A 16,292-nucleotide genomic window follows, 5' to 3' on the forward strand; every position below is an offset into this window, starting at 1 on the left:
TCCTTACTCGGCTTTTTCTTTGTAGTTGGTGACTTCGGCGATCCGGGCCGATTTGCCGCGGCGCGAGCGCAGGTAGTAGAGCTTGGCGCGACGGACCTTGCCGCGGCGCACGACCTCGATGGAATCGATGTTGGTCGAGTAGAGCGGGAACACGCGCTCCACGCCTTCGCCGAAGGAAATCTTGCGGACGGTGAAGGAGGCGGCGATGGTCGCCCCGCCCTTGCGGCCGATGCAGACGCCTTCATAGGCCTGCACGCGCGAGCGGGTGCCTTCGGTCACCTTGTAGCCGACGCGGATGGTGTCGCCGGCCTTGAAATCCGGGATGGTCTTGCCGAGGGCGGCAATCTGCTCCGCCTCGATCTGCGCGATGAGGTTCATGCGCTGGTCTCCAGTTTTGCCTGCGGTATGTTCCGCAGATGTGATGCCGCGCCAGAGCTTCCGGTCTTCGTCCGGGTCCCCCTTGAGTGATCAAGAAGCCCGCCGCAGGTGGCGCCTGCCTATGTGTGGTCCGCGCCCCGTGCGATGACCCTGCGGAAGAAGGCAGGCAGGCAAAGGGAATCGGGTCCGTTGGGCTGAACGCCCCGGACCGGGCGCGTATAGGCGGAAGGGGGGGGCCGGTCAAGGGGCGGGGCGGTCAGCGGCCCCGTTTCTCCCACAGGTCCGGCCTGCGGGTGCGGGTCAGGTCCTCGGACCTTTCGCGGCGCCATCTGGCGATTTCCGCATGGTTGCCGGATTGCAGCACGGCAGGGATGTCCTGCCCCTCCCACGTCGCGGGGCGGGTGTACTGCGGGTGTTCCAGAAGCCCGTCGGAGAAGCTTTCCTCCTCGGTCGAGGCGGCATTGCCGAGGACGCCGGGGAGGAGACGGACGGTGGCATCGAGCAACGCCTGCGCGGCGATCTCGCCGCCGGTCAGGACGAAGTCGCCAAGGCTGATTTCCTCGACCTGGTGGTGATCCAGCACGCGCTGGTCCACCCCTTCGAAGCGGCCGCAAAGGAGGGTGATGCCTTCGGCGGCGGCGAAGCGGCGGGCAGTTCCTTGCGAAAAGGGTGCCCCACGCGGCGAAAGGTAGACGACCGGCCAGCGGGCGCGGTCGACCGGAGTGCCCTCGCGCGCGTGGCGGAAGGCGGCGTCGACCACGTCGGGGCGCAGGACCATGCCCGCACCGCCCCCGGCGGGGGTGTCGTCGACGTTCCTGTGCTTGCCCTCGCCGAAGGGGCGCAGGTCGATCGGGTCAAGGTGCCAGAGCCCGAGGTCCAGCGCCTTGCCGGTGAGCGAGAGGCCCAGCGTGCCGGGGAAGGCGTCGGGGAAAAGCGTGATGACCTTGGCAACGAAGGCGCCCTTCACCAGGCGCGGCTCCTCCATCAGGTCGCGGGGTTTCACGCTGGCGCGGATTTGCAGGCGCCCGTGGCTTTTCGGTTTGTCATCGGGGTCGGACATGGGCCGGGAGTAGCGCAGAAGCGGGGCTGCGGAAAGCCCCGGCTCAGGCGGTGCGGTGGGTTGTCGTGACGACGGGCGCCGGATCGGGTGCTGCCAGAGGTCGGACCGGCCCGCCAAGCGCCGCCTCGACCGAACGGGCCAGGGCGCGCAGGCCGTCGCTGAGGTCGGCCTGCAGGTGGGCGGGAAGGTCCGAATCGGGGTCGGGGTCGGCACCGGCGGCGTCGATCAGCCTTGCGGGTGGCGGAAAGTCGGCGGCGCGGTTCGGGAAGGCGGCGATCAGCGCCAGGGCGCGGGGGACATAGAGGCGAAGAAGGTCGAGATTGCCGCCCGCGATGCTGAAGGCATTGGCCATGCTGTGGGGGACATGGCCGGGGGCGACGATCTCGGGCTCGGTCGCCCAGAGCACCAGGGCACGGCGAAGGGCGGCATGGCTGCGGTCGGGATGCGCCAGCGCCGCCGTCACCGCATCAAGCCGCAGGTCGGAGGCAGGAACGTCCAGCGCGGCGGCAACCGCCTGGGTGACCTGGGCGTCGGGCGCGGTGTCGGGAAGGTTGAGAAGCGGAATGACGGCCATCGCTGCCTGCCCCACGGCGTTGTCGGCATGGGCGAAAGCCGCCTCGTCATCCAGGAAATAGCCTTGGGCTGCGGCTTCCTTCGCATCCCAGAGCATCCGGCAAAGGGGAATCGACAGGAAGGAGACGGCCAGCGGCAGGATCGGGTCGACGACGAGTGCGCCGATGTTGGCCAGCCCGCCCAACCCGCGCCCGATGCCGAAAAGGACGCCGACCAGCAGGACCTGCGACAGGATCTGGGCCAATGCGGCCAGCCAGGCCGGCCCTGTCAGCCATTCGCCGGGGCTTGTCGGCCATTGCTCGGGGCGCAGCACCATCAGCCAGACCACGAAGATCGCGACGAACGGGGCGAGCATGTGCCAGCCGAAGCCGCAGAGCCCGGCGATCAGCGGCCCGATATACAGGAGTGCGGCGGCCCCCTTCACAAGGCGCATGCGCGTCAGCATGATCCCCCCTCTCTGTCCAAGGCCCGCGCCCCGGAGCCCGAGGAGCGGCTATTCGTCGGAAACGTCCGGCAGGTTCACAACGATCCGGCCCGCCGTCAGGTCGACATTGGGCACGATTGCTGTGGTAAAGGGCAAAAGCAGGGCCGATTTATGACGGTTGGGCGATATTTCGACGATATCACCCGCCCCGTGATTGTAGATCGCCGTCACCTTGCCGATCAGCTCTCCCCCGGTGTCGAAGGCCGAGAGGCCGATCAGGTCGGCGTGGTAGAACTCGTCATCGGGAAGCGAGGGCAGCCGGTCGCGCGGGACATAGAGGCTGGTGCCGCGCAGGGCGTCGGCCTGTTCCTTGGTTTTCACTCCCTCGATCCGCGCTCCGAGGCCGCCTGCGACGGGGCGGGTCAGGGTGATCTGGAAGCTGCGACTGCCGTCTTCGGTCGATAGCGGTCCGTAGGTGCCGATGTCGGTCGGCTCCGAGCAGAAGCTTTTCAGCCGGACCTCGCCATTGACGCCGAAGGACCCGGCAATGGCACCGATGCAGATCAGGTCGGACATCAGCGGGTCTCCAGATGCAGGGCGGGGGAGCGGCTTTCCCATCCGGCGCGTTCCAGTTCGGGCACGGTATCCTCCTTCTCCGGCCAGCCGATGCAGAGATAGCCGATGAAACGCCAGCCGTCGGGAACGTCAAGGTCGCGGTTCAGCCGGGCATGGTCAAGGATCGAGACCCAGCCGAGGCCAAGGCCTCCGGCGCGAAGCGCAAGCCAGAGATGGGTGATGGCGCCGACGACGGAGTAGGCGCGGGTTTCGGGCATGGTCGCGGCGCCGAGGCCGTGGCCCTTGGGCGTGGCATCGTCGCAGAAGACCGCCAGGTGGACCGGGGCTTCGGCCATGCCGGAGAGTTTCAGCCGACTGTAGGTTGCGGCGCGGTCGTCTGCAAAACCGCTCAGGGCTTCGGCATTGCAGTCGCGGAAATTGGCAAGGCAGGCGGCGCGGCGATCGGGGTTTTCGATCCTCAGGACACGCCAGGGTTCGCTGAGGCCGACCGAGGGGGCCAGCGTGAAGGCCCGCAAGGCATGCGCCAGAAGGTCTTCGGGCACGGGGTCGGTGCGGAAGCGGCGCACGTCGCGCCGCCACCGCATGAGCGCGGCCAGCTCCTCCCGGAATTCGGGGCTGAACTGGCCGGGCGTCACAGGGTCACTCGGCGGCCGGTTCGGCGGCGCGGGCGGCCTTCTTGGCGGCGCGCTCGGCCATCGCCTTGCCGGGGGTGCCGGTCTTCGGGTTGTTGCGGGCGGCCTTCGGGCGGGCGCCGGCGGCTTCCAGGAAGCGGGCGACGCGGTCGGTCGGCTGGGCACCCTGCGACAGCCAGTGCTGCACGCGCTCCATGTTCATCACGACGCGCTTTTCGTCATCCTTGGCGAGAAGCGGGTTGTAGGTGCCGAGCTTTTCCAGGAAGCGGCCGTCGCGCGGCATGCGCGAATCGGTGGCGACGATGGAATAGAACGGGCGCTTCTTGGAACCACCGCGCGCGAGACGGATTTTCATAGCCATTTTGTAGTCTCCTTGGTTTTATGTCGAAGGTGCGCCGTGGCACACCCTACGGGGTTGTCATTCTTGCAGTTTCTCGTGGTGCCTGATCACTTCGCTGATGATGAAGTTCAGGAATTTCCGGGCAAATTCCGGGTCGAGGTCGGCCTCGACGGCCAGACGCTGCAACCGGTCGATCTGCCGTGCTTCGCGCGCCGGGTCCGACGGCGGAAGGGCGTGTTCGGCCTTGAGTTTCCCCACGGCCTGGGTGTGCTTGAACCGTTCGGCAAGCGTGAAGACAAGGATCGCGTCCAGCCGGTCGATCGACTCGCGGTGGTCCTTCAGCAAGGTGGCAGCATGCGTGGCGGTGTCCATCAGGCCCCTCTTCCGGTCGTCTGCTTGGCGTCGGTCGGCCCGGCGTGGCGCCAGACGTTGATCGTCTTGTCGAAGAACACCGCCTGCCGTTCCGGCGCGGCGCCAAGGCGTTTCGCCAGCGCCTCGGACTTCGGGTTGGCCGGGTCGATGTAGCTGATCAGCGGCGCGGGGCTGATGCGGGCGTGATAGTCGGCCTTGGCGGCGCGGGCGGCTTCGACGCCGTAGCCCTGCCCCTCGAACCCGTCGAAAAGGTGCCAGCCGAGTTCCGGTTCGTCCCAGCCATCGTGGAAGATGACGCCGATCCGCCCGACGAAATCGCCCGCGTGGGTGTCGACCGAGAAGAAGCCGTGCCCGCGCAGCGCCCAGTGGCCAATGTTGGCGAGAAGCCCGCGCCAGATCCATTGCCGGTCGCGCCCACCGCCGACGAAAGCCGCGCGGGGGCTGTCGTTGAAGGCGAGCATGGCCGGGAAATCCGCCTCGCGCGGCTCGCGGAGGATCAGGCGGTTGGTGGTCAGGGTGGGGATGGGAAGGGTGAAGGCGTAGGTCATGCCACAGCCTCCGGCCCCGGATGGCGGTAGACCATTTCGGTGCCATGCGTGACGTTCTGATATTCCCGCTCTTTCCATGCGCCCATGCGTTCGGCGAGGGCGACCGAGCGCTGGTTCCCCGGAAAGATGTTCGAGGAGAGCGTCCGGAAGCCCATGTTGCGGTAGGCGTGGTCACGGACGGCCATTGCGGCCTCGAAAGCGTAGCCCTTGCCCTCGCCGTTGGCGAACATGACCCAGCCCAGTTCCGGCTCGGGCCAGCCTTCCGGTTCCCAGAGGCCCACCATGCCGACCGTCTGGCCCTCGCGGGTGTCGACCATCCAGAAACCGAAGCCGCGCAAGGCCCAATGGCCAAGCAGGCTGGCGAACCAGCGCCATGCCTCGTTCCGGTTCTGTGGGCCGCCAAAGCCCCAGGAGCGGTCGGCATCGGCGTAGAAGGTGGCGATCGCATCGAAATCGGATGACTGTGGCGCGCGCAGCACCAGACGTTCGGTCTGGAGGACCGGGATCGTCAGGTCGATCTGTTGCGCGGTGGCGGGCATCACTTCTTCCGCATCAGCCCGGAAAGACCCGCAGGCAGGGTGATTCCGCGCGGCAGGCCGCCGAGGCCGGGGGGCAGGCCACCGCCTATGCCACCGCCCTGGCTCATGCCCTTGGCCATCTCGGCCAGCTGTTCGGGCGACATCTTCGACGGGTCGGGCATCCCGCCCTTGCCGAGGAACTGCTTGACGAGCTGCTTCATCATCCCGCCCTTGCCCATCTTCTTCATCATGTCCGCCATCTGCTTGTGCTGCTTCAGCAGGCGGTTGAGATCGGCGACGTCGAGGCCCGCCCCTTGGGCGATGCGCTTCTTGCGGCTGGCGGCGAGGAGGTCGGGGTTCGCGCGTTCCTTCCTGGTCATCGAATTGATCAGCGCGATCTGGTGGTGCAGCATCTTGTCGTTGATGCCCGCGGCCTCGGCCTGGCCCGCCATCTTGCCCATGCCGGGCATCATGCCCATCAGGCTTTGCATCCCGCCCATCTTCAGCATCTGGTCGAGCTGCATCTTCAGGTCGTTCATGTTGAACAACCCTTTGGCGAAGCGCTTGGCCATGCGTTCGGCCTGTTCGGCCTCGAACGTCTCCTGCGCCTTTTCGACGAGCGCGACGATGTCGCCCATGCCAAGGATGCGGCCCGCGACGCGCTCGGCCTCGAAAGGCTCGATGGCGTCCATCTTCTCGCCAAGGCCGACGAACCGGATCGGCTTGCCGGTGATCGCGCGCATCGACAGCGCCGCGCCGCCACGACCGTCGCCGTCCATCCGGGTCAGGACGACGCCCGAGATGCCGACCTTGCCGTCGAATTCGGTGGCGACGTTGACGGCGTCCTGGCCGGTGAGGCCGTCGACCACCAGCAGGGTTTCGCGCGGCTGGGCGATGTCGCGGACGGATTGCACCTCGTCCATCAGGACTTCGTCGATGTGCAGGCGTCCGGCGGTGTCGAGGAAGACGACGTCATAGCCGCCGAGGTTCGCCTGCGTCTTCGCCCGTTTGGCGATCTGGACGGCGGTTTCGCCCTTGACGATGGGCAGCGAGTCGACGCCGATTTGCGTCCCGAGGATCGCCAGCTGCTCCATCGCCGCCGGGCGGTTGGTGTCGAGGGACGCCAGCAGGACCTTCTTGCCGTTCTTTTCCTTCAGCCGCTTCGCCAGCTTGGCGGTGGTTGTGGTCTTGCCCGAACCCTGCAAGCCGACCATCAGGATCGTCGCGGGCGGGTTGTCGATCTTCAAGGCCTCGGCAGGGCCGTCGCCCGAGAGGACGCGGATCAGTTCGTCATGGACGATCTTCACCACCATCTGGCCGGGGGTGATCGACTTGGTGACGGCAGAGCCGGTGGCCTTTTCGGTGACGCGCTTGATGAAGTCGCGGGCGACGGGCAGCGAAACGTCGGCTTCCAGCAGCGCGACACGGACCTCGCGCAGCGCGGTGACGACATCGGCCTCGGTCAGGGCGCCCTGTTTGGTCAGGCGGTCGAAGACGCCGCCAAGGCGTTCGGAGAGGCTTTCGAACATCGCGTCACCCTTTCAGTCCTGTTCGCCCCGATATGGGGCGGCGAAACCCAGGTGCAAAGCGGAAGGGCACCCGTGGGCGCAGACGCGCTGACGGATGGCGATCCCGGGAAATGCCCAAGGGACCGGAAGCGCATGCCTCCGGGGAATTGCGGCGGGGATTACGCCTGCGTGAGGCGCGAGTCAAGCGGGAGGGGCAGATCAGACGGGCGGCAGGTCGGCCATGCCCCGGATCGCCTGACACTCGCCGAGCAGACCATCCAGCCGTTCGCGTGTGATGAAGGGGAAATGCCGTGCGAGCATCGCTTCGACCTGCGCGGTGTAGCGACCGGCGCGGCGGCTGAACCTCTCCCGCTGGAGGCCAGAGATGATCCGGTCCTGCTTTGCCGCCGTGTCATTGGCGAAATGCTGGGTGCGGATGAAGGCGGGGAAGCTTGGGTCCGAGATCACGGGCCAGCGGGTCCAGACATTGCTGTGCATCATCTGGAACGGGTTCTTGGTGAACTTCGCGCTGTTCACCGTCGCCAGACCGATTGCGGTCAGGAAACGTTGATGCGGCATGGATGCGCCCAAAGGCTCCTCTCGGCCGGACGGGAACAGCATGATACCGGAGGGAAACGAGATATGGGTGCTGGGCGGCAGGGTCTGCGAGACCTGCCGGAGCCGGGCGATATAGGACATGGCAAGGGCGTCATCGTCATCGAGCCGGAAATGGATAGCGGTCCCCCGCATCCGCGGGGCGAGCGAGTCTGCCATGACCTTGCGAAAGGCCAGGTCGCCCCGGCGTGTGGGCGAAAACTCCACGATAGCGCCGGGAAGCCGCGATGCCAGTGCGACCAGCCGCTCCTTGAACCGGTCGGGCATCACGTCGGACGACATCAGGACGGTGGTGAAGTCGCGGTCGGTCTGGGCGATCAGGCTGGGCAGCGTCAGGTTCTCGAACAGGAAGAACCGCCGCGCCATCCGCGTCTCGTCGTAAAGCTCGGCCAGCGCCTTGTCGTCGGGGTCGGGCTTCAGACGGGTGTCGGTGAAGCCGTAGAAAGAGAACCGGATATGCCCGTAGATGGGCCGATGATCGAACACGCGCGCCTCGTTGCTGCTTCCGGTTCCAGAAGGACCGGGCATCGCGACCCTGTCAAGGAAGTCGGTCGCAGCAAAGGCCGGGAAATCCCCGGTTTTCCCCCTTGTGTCGCGCCGGATTGCAGGGTTTCCTGTGCATCCCCGCACAGTGGAAAGGGCCGGGCATGGAGAACTGGGACGAAATCCGCACGGCCTTCCAGGTGGCGCGGCTGGGCACCGTCTCGGGCGCGGCGGAAGTGCTGGGGGTGCATCATGCGACCGTGATCCGGCACATCGACGCGCTGGAGAAGCGGCTGGGGGTCAAGCTCTTCCAGCGCCACGCGCGGGGTTATACGCCGACGGAATCGGGCCGCGACCTGCTGGCGGTGGCGCAGACGACGGAAGAGCAGTTCGCCCACCTCGTCAGCCGGATCAAGGGCCAGGGCGAGACGGTCTCGGGCGAGCTGGTGGTCACGTCCATCGCCGGGATCGCGGACCTGCTGACGCCGGTGATGGTGAGCTTTCAGGAGAGGTTCCCCGAGGTCCGGGTGCGGTTCCTGACCGACATGCGGGTGTTCCGGCTGGACTATGGCGAAGCGCATGTGGCGATCCGCGCGGGGAACGGGCCGGAGGAGCCGGACAACGTGGTGCAGCCGCTGGTGCGGATCAAGGCTGGCCTCTATGCCGCACGGTCCTATGTCGAGCGTTTCGGCAAGCCCGCCTCCGAGGCCGAGTTCGCAGGGCACCGCTTCGTCTGCACCGATGCCGAGGTGACGCGGGCCCCCTTCCACCGCTGGCTGCGGGCCACGGTGCATCCCGACCAGATCGCCTATGCCGCAACCGAGACCGCCGCGCTGGACCAGGCGGTGCGGCAGGGGGCGGGCATCGGCTTCATGATGAGCTTCCGGGCTTCGGGCGACGACAGTCTGGTCGAGGTCTTGCCGCCCCGGCCCGAATGGGAATCCGAGCTGCGGATCGTCACCCATGTCGACCTGCACCGGACGCGGAAGGTGCAGGCCTTCCTGGCGCATCTGAAGGACGCGGCGAAGGGCTGGAAGTTCTGCACCTGATGCTGTCCGGCCTGTCGCAGCCCGCGCGCGGGCATCTGGCGATGCTGGCGTTTTCGGCGCTGGTGGCGGGGTCGTTCTCGCTGGGGGTGCTGGCCGCGCCGCATATCGACCCCGGCGCGCTGTCGGTGGCGCGCTTCGTGCTGGCGGGGGTGCTGGTCGGCGCGGCGGCGGTCATGACCACGGGCATCCCCCGCAGCGCCTGGGCGGCGCCCTGGCGCTATCTGGTGCTGGGCGGGCTTCTGGGCGCCTATTTCGTGCTGATGTTCGAGGGGCTGAAGACCGCGCCCCCGGTGTCGGCGGCGGCGGTGTTCACGCTGACTCCGCTGATGGCGGCGGGCTTCGGCTGGCTGTTCCTGCGGCAGAGGCTGACCGGGCGGATGGCCGTGGCGCTGGGGATCGGGGGCCTGGGCGCGCTGTGGGTGATCTTCCGGGCCGATCTGCAGGCGCTGAGGGCGATGGCGATCGGGCGGGGCGAGGTGATCTATTTCGTCGGCTGCGTGGCGCATGCGGCCTATGCGCCACTGGTGCGCAAGCTGAACCGGGGCGAACCGGCGGTGGTCTTCACCTTCGGGATGATGGTCGCGGGGACGGTGCTGCTGGCTTTGTATGCCTGGCCCGCCATGCTGGCAACGGACTGGGCGGCGTTGCCGGGAGTGGTCTGGGTGACGCTCGTCTATACGGCGGTGGCGGCGAGCGCGCTGACCTTCGTTCTCTTGCAATACGCCTCCCTGCGGCTGCCTGCGGCGAAAGTGATGGCCTATACCTATCTGGTGCCAAGCTGGGTGATCCTGTGGGAGATCATCCTGCATGGTGCCGTCCCGCCGGGGCTGGTGCTGGTGGGGGTAGCGCTGACGGTGCTGGCTTTGGGATTGTTGTTGAAGGAATGAGAGAAGTCTAAAAATTTTCTAGAAAATTTTTAGACTTACGGGCGGAACGCGATAAGGCCGTCGGTCAGATAGCGGTCGGCCAGATCGAGGGTGCCTTCGGTATAGACCGGTCCGCCGAGGCCTTGGGCGGTGTCGCTGTCGGCCCGGGTGGCAAGCCAGGCGGTCAGCAGCACCCGGCGCAGCAGGATCAGCGCCGGGATCATCGCGCGGTCTTCGGGGCGCAGGGGGGCGATGCGGGCGTAACCCTCGCACCAGCGGGCGATGAGGTCGGGCAGGCGCGGGTCGGTCTCGTAGAAGGACAAAGCGGCGGCGAGGTCGTAGGCCCACCAACCGAGCCCGCAATCGTCGAAGTCGATGGCGGTGAGCCTGTCGCCGTCGACCATCAGGTTGGCAAGGCGGAGGTCGGCGTGGATCAGGCCGAAGGTTTCGGGGCTGGTGCCGTAGGCATGCAGCCTGGTCGCGAGGGCATCCGTCGCGCGGGCCAGCAGCGTCTCGCCTTCGGGGTCGAGGCCCTGCGCCTGCCGCCAATGGCCCCAATGCGGATCGGGGCCGAGGATCGTCTCCACGTCCCAGCGCTTGCGGGTGAAGCCTTGCGGCGGAGTCCACTGGCGTGACTGGAGGTGAAGCCGCGCAGTGATCTCGCCCAGGGGCGCGAACCAGCGGGCGAGGTCGTCGCCGGGTTGCAGTTCCTGTCCCGCGATGGGAGCGAAGGCGACGAGGAAGCGGCCGTCCAGTTCGGTGACAAGGCCCTGCGCGCCGGGGATCGGACGGACACAGTTCAGACCGGGCAGGTCTTGCAGCGCGGAAAGCCAGGCGAGTTCGGAGGCGATCTCGGGCCTGGTATGGTAGCCTTGGCGGTGCAGGCGCAGGACCAGCGGCCCCGCCCGCCAGGTCTCGTTTTCCGAGCGGTTGAGGAGGGTCAGCGGGGTATCGGCGTCCAGCCCGTAGACCGGCAGCGCGCGGGCGATCAGGTCAGTCATCGCCGCCCCGGCGGAGCAGGTAGATGTCCATGATCCAGCCGTGCTCGGCCCGAAGCTTCGCGCGGGTGGCGAGGATTTCATCGGACACCACGGCGAGGGGGCCGTGGATCAGCGTCTCTTCGGGCATGCCGACATAGGCGCCCCACCAGATTTGGGTATCCGGCGGCAGGACGGTGAAGGCCCCGCCCTTGTCCAGCATGACGGCGAGCGTCGTTGCCCCCGGGGGCCAGCCGTGGTCGCGGAGCTGCCGCCCGGTGGTGATCGTCACGGGCGCGGCGAGGGTGTTCAGCGGGATGGCATGGGCTGCGGTCAGGGCCTGCAGGCTGGTGATGCCGGGGATGACCTTGACCGTCAGGCCGGGCAGGCGGGCGGCGATGCGCAGCGTGCTGTCGTAGAGCGAGGGGTCGCCCCAAACCATCAGCGCGACATTTGCCGCGCCGGGTCGGTGGGCGGCGATGGTCTCGGCCCAGGCCTTGGCGATGGCGTCGTGCCAGTCATTCACCGCGCCGAGGTAGTCGTCCTGGTCGGCGCGCTGCGGCACGTCGTAATCCGCCACTAAGACCGGGGCGGTCAGCACTTGGGCAAGGATCTGGCGGCGGAGGTCGGCGAGGTCGGACTTCGCCTCTCCCTTCCGGGGGATCAGGATCAGGTCGGCCCCGTTCAGCGCGCGGATCGCCTGGCCGGTGACATGGTCCGGGTTGCCGGTGCCGATGCCGATGAGGGAAAGGGTGGTCATCGCGGGTTTCCTGATGCTGCGGCCCCCGGTCAGGGGACCGCAATCTGTTATCGCGTTCAGGCGGGCGTGTCAGCGCCCCTGGCCCAGACCCAGCCCGCGACCCAGCCCATCAGGGCCCAGACCGCAAGCCCGACACCCAGGACGCGCGCCGCGAAGGCCGCCGACACCTCGGGCGGGGCGACACCGCTGAAGCCCTCCAGTTCCGGCGCGCCGATGACATGCGGCGCGGCGAGGAGGACGACGGCAATCCCGGTGGTCACGAGGCTGCGACCATAGCCGAGAAGGCCAAGCGCGACGGCGGTCGCCGCCACCGTGCCCCACCACCAGACCTGCCGCTCGCCCAGATCGGCAGCGAGCGTGCCGGGCAGTTCCGGTGCAAGACCCATCGCCGGGGCAAGCTGGAAGGCTGCGAAGCCCGCGATGCCCCAGATCAGGCCCTCGCGCGCGGTGATCACCTTGCCGTAGATCCGGGCCAGGCCGAAGCCCGCGACGAGGATCAGGGCATAGGCGACGTAGACGAGGCCGAAGAACACGGTCGTCCAGAGATCGCGCGCGAGGGTCGAAGCCTCGCCGCCGTCGCCGTGGTCATGCGCGGCTTCCGCCCCGTCGTGGCTGTGGGTTTCTTCGGTTGTCGTGGCGTCGTGGCTGTGGGTTTCGGTGGCCGCAGCCCCGGTTGCGGGGGCAACGCCGCCAAAATGGACGGCGGCCCCGGATTCATATTCCTCGCCCAGAAGGATGTACTTCTGCACGAAAGCGAAATGCAGCACAGCCGCAAGCAGCCATGCCGCACAACCGGCGACAAGCGCGCCGGTCAGCATCCGTTGGATCATTTGGTCAGGGGATCAGTGGCAGGGGAAGCCAGTCGCGTGACGCACGTCATGGGCGGCGTCATGCAGGGTGGCGGACTGCGCGTGACCGGCGGCGAACAGAATCACCATGCCCAGCATCAGCATGCCCAGGACGGACAAGAGGGCGGTGGTCTTTTCGGAAGCGCGGGTCGAGGTCGAGATCGTCGTGTTCATCATATGCTCCATTGCCGTCACACCCGACGGCAGTTCGGGTTTCCTTCGCCTGGCCGGTCTCCTGACTCGCGGGTCGAGGCTGCTTTCCGCCTTCCCAGCCCGAGGGGCCAGTGGCCGATGGAAAGCCGCTCTCCGCATACAGTCGCGGGGGCGGTCGGGTTGGAGGCGCCGTTCGCGGTACGCCCCGTCCCATTCCCGTTTCAGTCCGAACGCTTTGCGTCTTGCCGGACACCATGCCCTTCCAGTTGCCACCAGGCGGGCGCGCGGGTCAAGGCGATTTGCGTCCCCTTGCGGCGATTTGCGACCGATCAGCCCGGAATCCGCGCGATGGCCTTCATCCGTAGCCCGCCAAGCACGCGGGCATCGGCGAGGTTGCCATCGGGCGAGGCCTCGTAGTGACGAGCGAAGGTGAGGAGGTCGGGCAGGTCGGCCTCGGTCAGGTCGCCGAAGAGGTAGGCCGTCTTGCCGGGCGCGCGGAAGGCGCAGGTCGAGGGGCGGGTGCAGCCGGACATGCAGTCGATGGTGGTGACCTGTGCGGCAAGGCCCTCGGTGGCCAGCGCGGCTTGCAGGGGGGCGGCGAAGCCCGCCTGGCCAAGACCGCAGCTGGCGCAGAGGGTGACGATCACAGCGACCCCTCGGCCAGCGCGCCCAGGATGATCAGGCCGGGACGGGGCGAGCGATCCTCGGCCAGGTCGCGGGCCAGCCCGGCGATGGTCGTCCGGTGCAGGTATTGCTCGGGGGTGGAGACGGCCTCGGCCAGGAGCGCGGGGGTGTCGGGCGAGAGGCCCGCAGCGATCAGGAGCTCGGCCAGCGCCGGGAAGGTGCGCTTGCCCATGTAGATGACCGTGGTGGCCTGCGGGTCGGCCAGGGCCGGGATGTTCAGGCCGGGGGGCAGGTTGCCGGTCACGTCGGCGGCGGTGATGAACTGGATCCGCTGCGCCTGCTGGCGGCGGGTCAGCGGGATACCGGCGGCGGCAGCAGCGGCGGCGGCAGAGGTCACGCCGGGGATGATCTCGCAAGATATCCCGGCGGCGCGGACGGCGGTCAGCTCTTCCTCCAGCCGCCCGAAGATGCCCGAGTCGCCGGATTTCAGCCGCACCACGTTCGCCCCGGTCAGGGCATAATCGACCAAGAGCCGACTGACATGGTCCTGTTTCGGCGAGGCGCGGCCCGCCCGCTTGCCCACGCCCACCATGTCGGCCCCCGGCTTGGCCAAGGCGAGGATCGGGCCGGAGGAGAGGTCGTCGTAGAGCACGGCATCGGCGGCGGCGAGCGCCTTCACCGCCTTGACGGTCAGGAGGTCCGGGTCGCCGGGACCGGCGGAAACGAAGGTGACGAAGCCGGTCATGCGCGCCCCCGATTTCTTCGAAGAAATCGGACCGGAGCCTTTGAAGGCTCCGAACCGGAGTTTTCGAAAACTCCGGGGCCAGGGCGATAGGGTCGGGTCATGACGCGCCTGCGATCAGGTGGAAGAAGGTGCCGGTCGATAGCCCGCCCCCCGGCTGGAGTCGAGTGCTGCCGGTCTCCGGCACGGGGTCGCCGTTGGCGTCGGTGACATCGGCAAGCGGGGCGTCGGGCTGGGTGAGGATGGTGGAATAGTGGAACTCGTGGCCCCTCAGGCTGCTGCCGCTGGCATGGCCGGGGATCGGCTGCGCAAGGCGCGCCAGCCGGTAGCCGAGGTGCATCTTCCGCTTCTCGTAGCTTGTCACCAGCCCCAGGAGCCCCGCCATCGGGTGACGGATGCCACCCTTGTCGATGATCGCCTCGCCCATTGCCATGTAACCCCCGCATTCACCGTGGACGGGCTTGGTTTCGGCAAAGGCCCTGAGCCCTGCGCGGAAATGGTTGGCATCGGCAAGGGTCGCCCCGTGCAGTTCCGGGTAGCCGCCGGGAAGCCAGCAGGTGTCGGCGGAGGGGTCGGGGGCTTCGTCGGCGAGGGGGGAGAAGGGCAGAACCTCGGCCCCGGCGTCGCGCCAGCCTTGCAGGAGATGCGGGTAGACGAAGCTGAACGCCGCGTCGCGGGCAAGGGCGATGCGCTGGCCGGGGGGCGTGATCTTCGGCGCCGCCGCGGGGGTTGTGTCGCTGGCAGCGGCGGCGATCAGGGCGTCGAGGTCGACATTCTCGCGCACAAGCTGACCGGCATCGGAGATCAGCGCCTGGAGGGCGGGCTGTTCCTCGGCCTGCACCAGCCCCAGGTGACGCTCCGGCATGGCGATGGCCCCGCGCTTCGGCAGGACGCCCAGCACCGGCAGGCCCGCCTCGGCCATGCCCGCGCGGACCAGCGCCTCGTGCCGGGGGCTGGCGATGCGGTTCACGATCACCCCCGCCACCCGCACCCCGGCCCGGAACCGCGCCAGACCCAGCGCCACCGCCGCCGCCGTCTGCGCCTGACCGGAGGCGTCGATCACCAGCACCACCGGCCAGCCCATCAGCGCGGCAAGGTCCGACCCCGCGCCGGTGCCGGTGGCCCCTTTGCTCGCCACCCCGTCGAAGAGGCCCATCGAGCCCTCCGCCAGGATCAGGTCGGCCCCCTGCCCTGCCGAGGCCAGCCCCGCCAGCATCGAAGGCCCCATCGCCCAGGTGTCGAGGTTGACCGAGGGGCGCCCCGAGGCGACGCGGTGGAAGGCGGGGTCGATGTAGTCCGGCCCGTTCTTGAAGGGCTGCACGATCTGCCCCCGGTCACGCAGCGCGGCGAGCAGGCCCAGCATGACCGTGGTCTTGCCGGTGCCCGAGGCCGGGGCGGCGATGATCAGGCCCGGCGTCACCTGCCGGTACCCGGAAAGCGCGGGTGGGTGCCGACGGGGCGGTAGCGGCGGTCGTAGTCGCCGGCGTAGAGGCGGCTTTCCTCGAAGCCTTCCTGCGCCAGCGAGGGCCCGACGAGGATCAGGGCGGTGCGCTCCACCTCCGCAGGGACGGCGGCTTTCAGCGTGGCAAGGGTCGCCCGGATGATCCGCTGGTCGGGCCAGCTGGCGCGCCAGACCACGGCGACGGGGCAGTCGGGGCCGTAGTGGGGGATCAGCTCGGCGGTCAGCTTGTCGATCAGGTGGATCGAGAGGTGCAGCGCCAGCGTCGCCCCGGTGGCGGCGAAGGCGGGGAGGTTTTCACGCGAGGGCATCTGGGTGGCGCGGCCCTCGGTGCGGGTCAGGACGACCGACTGGGCGAGGCCGGGGAGGGTCAGTTCCACCCCCAGCGCGGCGGCGGCGGCGGCGAAGGAGGGGACGCCGGGGGTGACATCATAGGGGATGCCAAGATCGCGCAGGCGGCGAAGTTGCTCGCCCATCGCGGACCAGACCGAGAGGTCGCCGGAGTGGAGCCGCGCCACGTCCTGCCCGGCGGCATGAGCGGCCTGGATTTCGGCGATGATCTCGTCCAGCGACAGCGGGGCGGTGTTGACGATCCTGCAGCCGGGCGGGCAGTGCGACAGCACCCCCTCGGGCACCAGCGATCCGGCGTAGAGGCAGACCGGCGCGGCGGCAATCAGGTCGCGCCCGCGCAAGGTCAGCAGATCCGGCGCGCCCGGCCCCGCGCCGATGAAATGAACGGTCATCGCTTCTCCATGCAGAGGCTAACCCCTGCCCTTTCATCTTTGCC

Annotated in this window: 21 protein-coding genes and 1 riboswitch; of the genes, 2 read left to right on the top strand and 19 right to left on the bottom strand. The window is 68.4% G+C overall.

The window, feature by feature from the left end; genetic code table 11:
• Positions 1 to 3 precede the first annotated feature (3 nt).
• From rplS to ACE3P6_RS14780, 11 genes are all read right to left on the bottom strand, one after another.
• On the bottom strand, positions 4 to 378 hold the full coding sequence (gene rplS, locus ACE3P6_RS14730; protein ID WP_374376838.1) for a 50S ribosomal protein L19: 375 nt from the start codon (positions 376 to 378) through the stop codon (positions 4 to 6).
• Positions 379 to 634: 256 nt separating this feature from the next.
• On the bottom strand, positions 635 to 1,438 hold the full coding sequence (gene trmD, locus ACE3P6_RS14735) for a tRNA (guanosine(37)-N1)-methyltransferase TrmD (RefSeq protein WP_374396395.1): 804 nt from the start codon (positions 1,436 to 1,438) through the stop codon (positions 635 to 637).
• Positions 1,439 to 1,481: 43 nt separating this feature from the next.
• Positions 1,482 to 2,456 carry a hypothetical protein gene (locus ACE3P6_RS14740; protein WP_374396398.1) on the bottom strand — a complete coding sequence of 325 codons (975 nt, stop codon included), beginning with the start codon at positions 2,454 to 2,456 and terminating at the stop codon, positions 1,482 to 1,484.
• A gap of 48 nt (positions 2,457 to 2,504) precedes the next feature.
• Positions 2,505 to 3,011 (bottom strand): ribosome maturation factor RimM, encoded by a 507-nt coding sequence (gene rimM, locus ACE3P6_RS14745; RefSeq protein WP_374396401.1) that lies wholly within the window; start codon positions 3,009 to 3,011, stop codon positions 2,505 to 2,507.
• Entirely contained in the window at positions 3,011 to 3,595 is a 585-nt protein-coding gene (bluB, locus tag ACE3P6_RS14750) for a 5,6-dimethylbenzimidazole synthase (protein WP_374396403.1), read from the bottom strand. Before bluB ends, rimM begins: the two co-directional genes overlap by 1 nt.
• Positions 3,596 to 3,650: 55 nt before the next feature.
• Positions 3,651 to 4,004 (bottom strand): 30S ribosomal protein S16, encoded by a 354-nt coding sequence (gene rpsP / locus ACE3P6_RS14755; RefSeq protein ID WP_374376142.1) that lies wholly within the window; start codon positions 4,002 to 4,004, stop codon positions 3,651 to 3,653.
• Positions 4,005 to 4,061: 57 nt separating this feature from the next.
• Positions 4,062 to 4,355, bottom strand: coding sequence for a chorismate mutase (locus ACE3P6_RS14760; protein ID WP_374376140.1), 294 nt, complete (start codon positions 4,353 to 4,355; stop codon positions 4,062 to 4,064).
• Entirely contained in the window at positions 4,355 to 4,903 is a 549-nt protein-coding gene (locus ACE3P6_RS14765; RefSeq protein ID WP_374396406.1) for a GNAT family N-acetyltransferase, read from the bottom strand. The genes ACE3P6_RS14760 and ACE3P6_RS14765 overlap by 1 nt, the downstream gene beginning before the upstream one ends.
• Complete coding sequence (locus ACE3P6_RS14770) at positions 4,900 to 5,442, bottom strand: GNAT family N-acetyltransferase (protein ID WP_374396408.1); 543 nt, start codon at positions 5,440 to 5,442, stop codon at positions 4,900 to 4,902. The genes ACE3P6_RS14765 and ACE3P6_RS14770 overlap by 4 nt, the downstream gene beginning before the upstream one ends.
• Positions 5,442 to 6,950 (bottom strand): signal recognition particle protein, encoded by a 1,509-nt coding sequence (ffh, locus tag ACE3P6_RS14775; protein ID WP_374396411.1) that lies wholly within the window; start codon positions 6,948 to 6,950, stop codon positions 5,442 to 5,444. The genes ACE3P6_RS14770 and ffh overlap by 1 nt, the downstream gene beginning before the upstream one ends.
• A gap of 198 nt (positions 6,951 to 7,148) precedes the next feature.
• Positions 7,149 to 8,030 carry a glycosyltransferase gene (locus ACE3P6_RS14780; RefSeq protein ID WP_374396413.1) on the bottom strand — a complete coding sequence of 294 codons (882 nt, stop codon included), beginning with the start codon at positions 8,028 to 8,030 and terminating at the stop codon, positions 7,149 to 7,151.
• Between the two features lie 161 nt (positions 8,031 to 8,191).
• Here ACE3P6_RS14780 and ACE3P6_RS14785 point away from each other — a divergent pair, with 161 nt between their 5' ends.
• Together ACE3P6_RS14785 and ACE3P6_RS14790 are read left to right on the top strand one after the other, a co-directional pair.
• Positions 8,192 to 9,076, top strand: coding sequence for a LysR family transcriptional regulator (locus ACE3P6_RS14785; protein ID WP_374396416.1), 885 nt, complete (start codon positions 8,192 to 8,194; stop codon positions 9,074 to 9,076).
• Complete coding sequence (locus ACE3P6_RS14790) at positions 9,076 to 9,963, top strand: DMT family transporter (RefSeq protein ID WP_374396418.1); 888 nt, start codon at positions 9,076 to 9,078, stop codon at positions 9,961 to 9,963. Before ACE3P6_RS14785 ends, ACE3P6_RS14790 begins: the two co-directional genes overlap by 1 nt.
• A gap of 35 nt (positions 9,964 to 9,998) precedes the next feature.
• Here the strand turns inward: ACE3P6_RS14790 and ACE3P6_RS14795 are convergent, their stop codons facing one another.
• The 8 genes from ACE3P6_RS14795 to cobM all read right to left on the bottom strand — a co-directional run bounded on the left by ACE3P6_RS14795 (position 9,999) and on the right by cobM (position 16,248).
• Positions 9,999 to 10,943 carry a phosphotransferase enzyme family protein gene (locus ACE3P6_RS14795; protein ID WP_374396421.1) on the bottom strand — a complete coding sequence of 315 codons (945 nt, stop codon included), beginning with the start codon at positions 10,941 to 10,943 and terminating at the stop codon, positions 9,999 to 10,001.
• Positions 10,936 to 11,679, bottom strand: a complete 744-nt coding sequence (gene cobF, locus ACE3P6_RS14800) for a precorrin-6A synthase (deacetylating) (RefSeq protein WP_374396424.1) — start codon at positions 11,677 to 11,679, stop codon at positions 10,936 to 10,938. Before cobF ends, ACE3P6_RS14795 begins: the two co-directional genes overlap by 8 nt.
• 56 nt (positions 11,680 to 11,735) lie before the next feature.
• Complete coding sequence (locus ACE3P6_RS14805; protein ID WP_374396426.1) at positions 11,736 to 12,509, bottom strand: CbtA family protein; 774 nt, start codon at positions 12,507 to 12,509, stop codon at positions 11,736 to 11,738.
• Positions 12,510 to 12,521: 12 nt separating this feature from the next.
• Positions 12,522 to 12,701, bottom strand: coding sequence for a CbtB domain-containing protein (locus ACE3P6_RS14810; RefSeq protein ID WP_374376771.1), 180 nt, complete (start codon positions 12,699 to 12,701; stop codon positions 12,522 to 12,524).
• 33 nt (positions 12,702 to 12,734) lie between these two features.
• Positions 12,735 to 12,952, bottom strand: a riboswitch (cobalamin riboswitch).
• Between the two features lie 57 nt (positions 12,953 to 13,009).
• The gene (locus ACE3P6_RS14815) at positions 13,010 to 13,327 is read right to left on the bottom strand and encodes a DUF1636 family protein (RefSeq protein WP_374396429.1); all 318 of its coding nucleotides are present in this window, start codon (positions 13,325 to 13,327) and stop codon (positions 13,010 to 13,012) included.
• On the bottom strand, positions 13,324 to 14,049 hold the full coding sequence (cobA, locus tag ACE3P6_RS14820) for a uroporphyrinogen-III C-methyltransferase (RefSeq protein ID WP_374396432.1): 726 nt from the start codon (positions 14,047 to 14,049) through the stop codon (positions 13,324 to 13,326). Before cobA ends, ACE3P6_RS14815 begins: the two co-directional genes overlap by 4 nt.
• Before the next feature lie 97 nt (positions 14,050 to 14,146).
• On the bottom strand, positions 14,147 to 15,466 hold the full coding sequence (locus ACE3P6_RS14825; protein WP_374396435.1) for a cobyrinate a,c-diamide synthase: 1,320 nt from the start codon (positions 15,464 to 15,466) through the stop codon (positions 14,147 to 14,149).
• A complete protein-coding gene (gene cobM, locus ACE3P6_RS14830) occupies positions 15,463 to 16,248 on the bottom strand; it encodes a precorrin-4 C(11)-methyltransferase (RefSeq protein ID WP_374396438.1) in 786 nt (261 codons plus the stop codon). The genes ACE3P6_RS14825 and cobM overlap by 4 nt, the downstream gene beginning before the upstream one ends.
• Positions 16,249 to 16,292: the final 44 nt, after the last annotated feature.

The organism is Tabrizicola sp. (assembly GCF_041911175.1).
Classification (GTDB): domain Bacteria; phylum Pseudomonadota; class Alphaproteobacteria; order Rhodobacterales; family Rhodobacteraceae; genus Tabrizicola.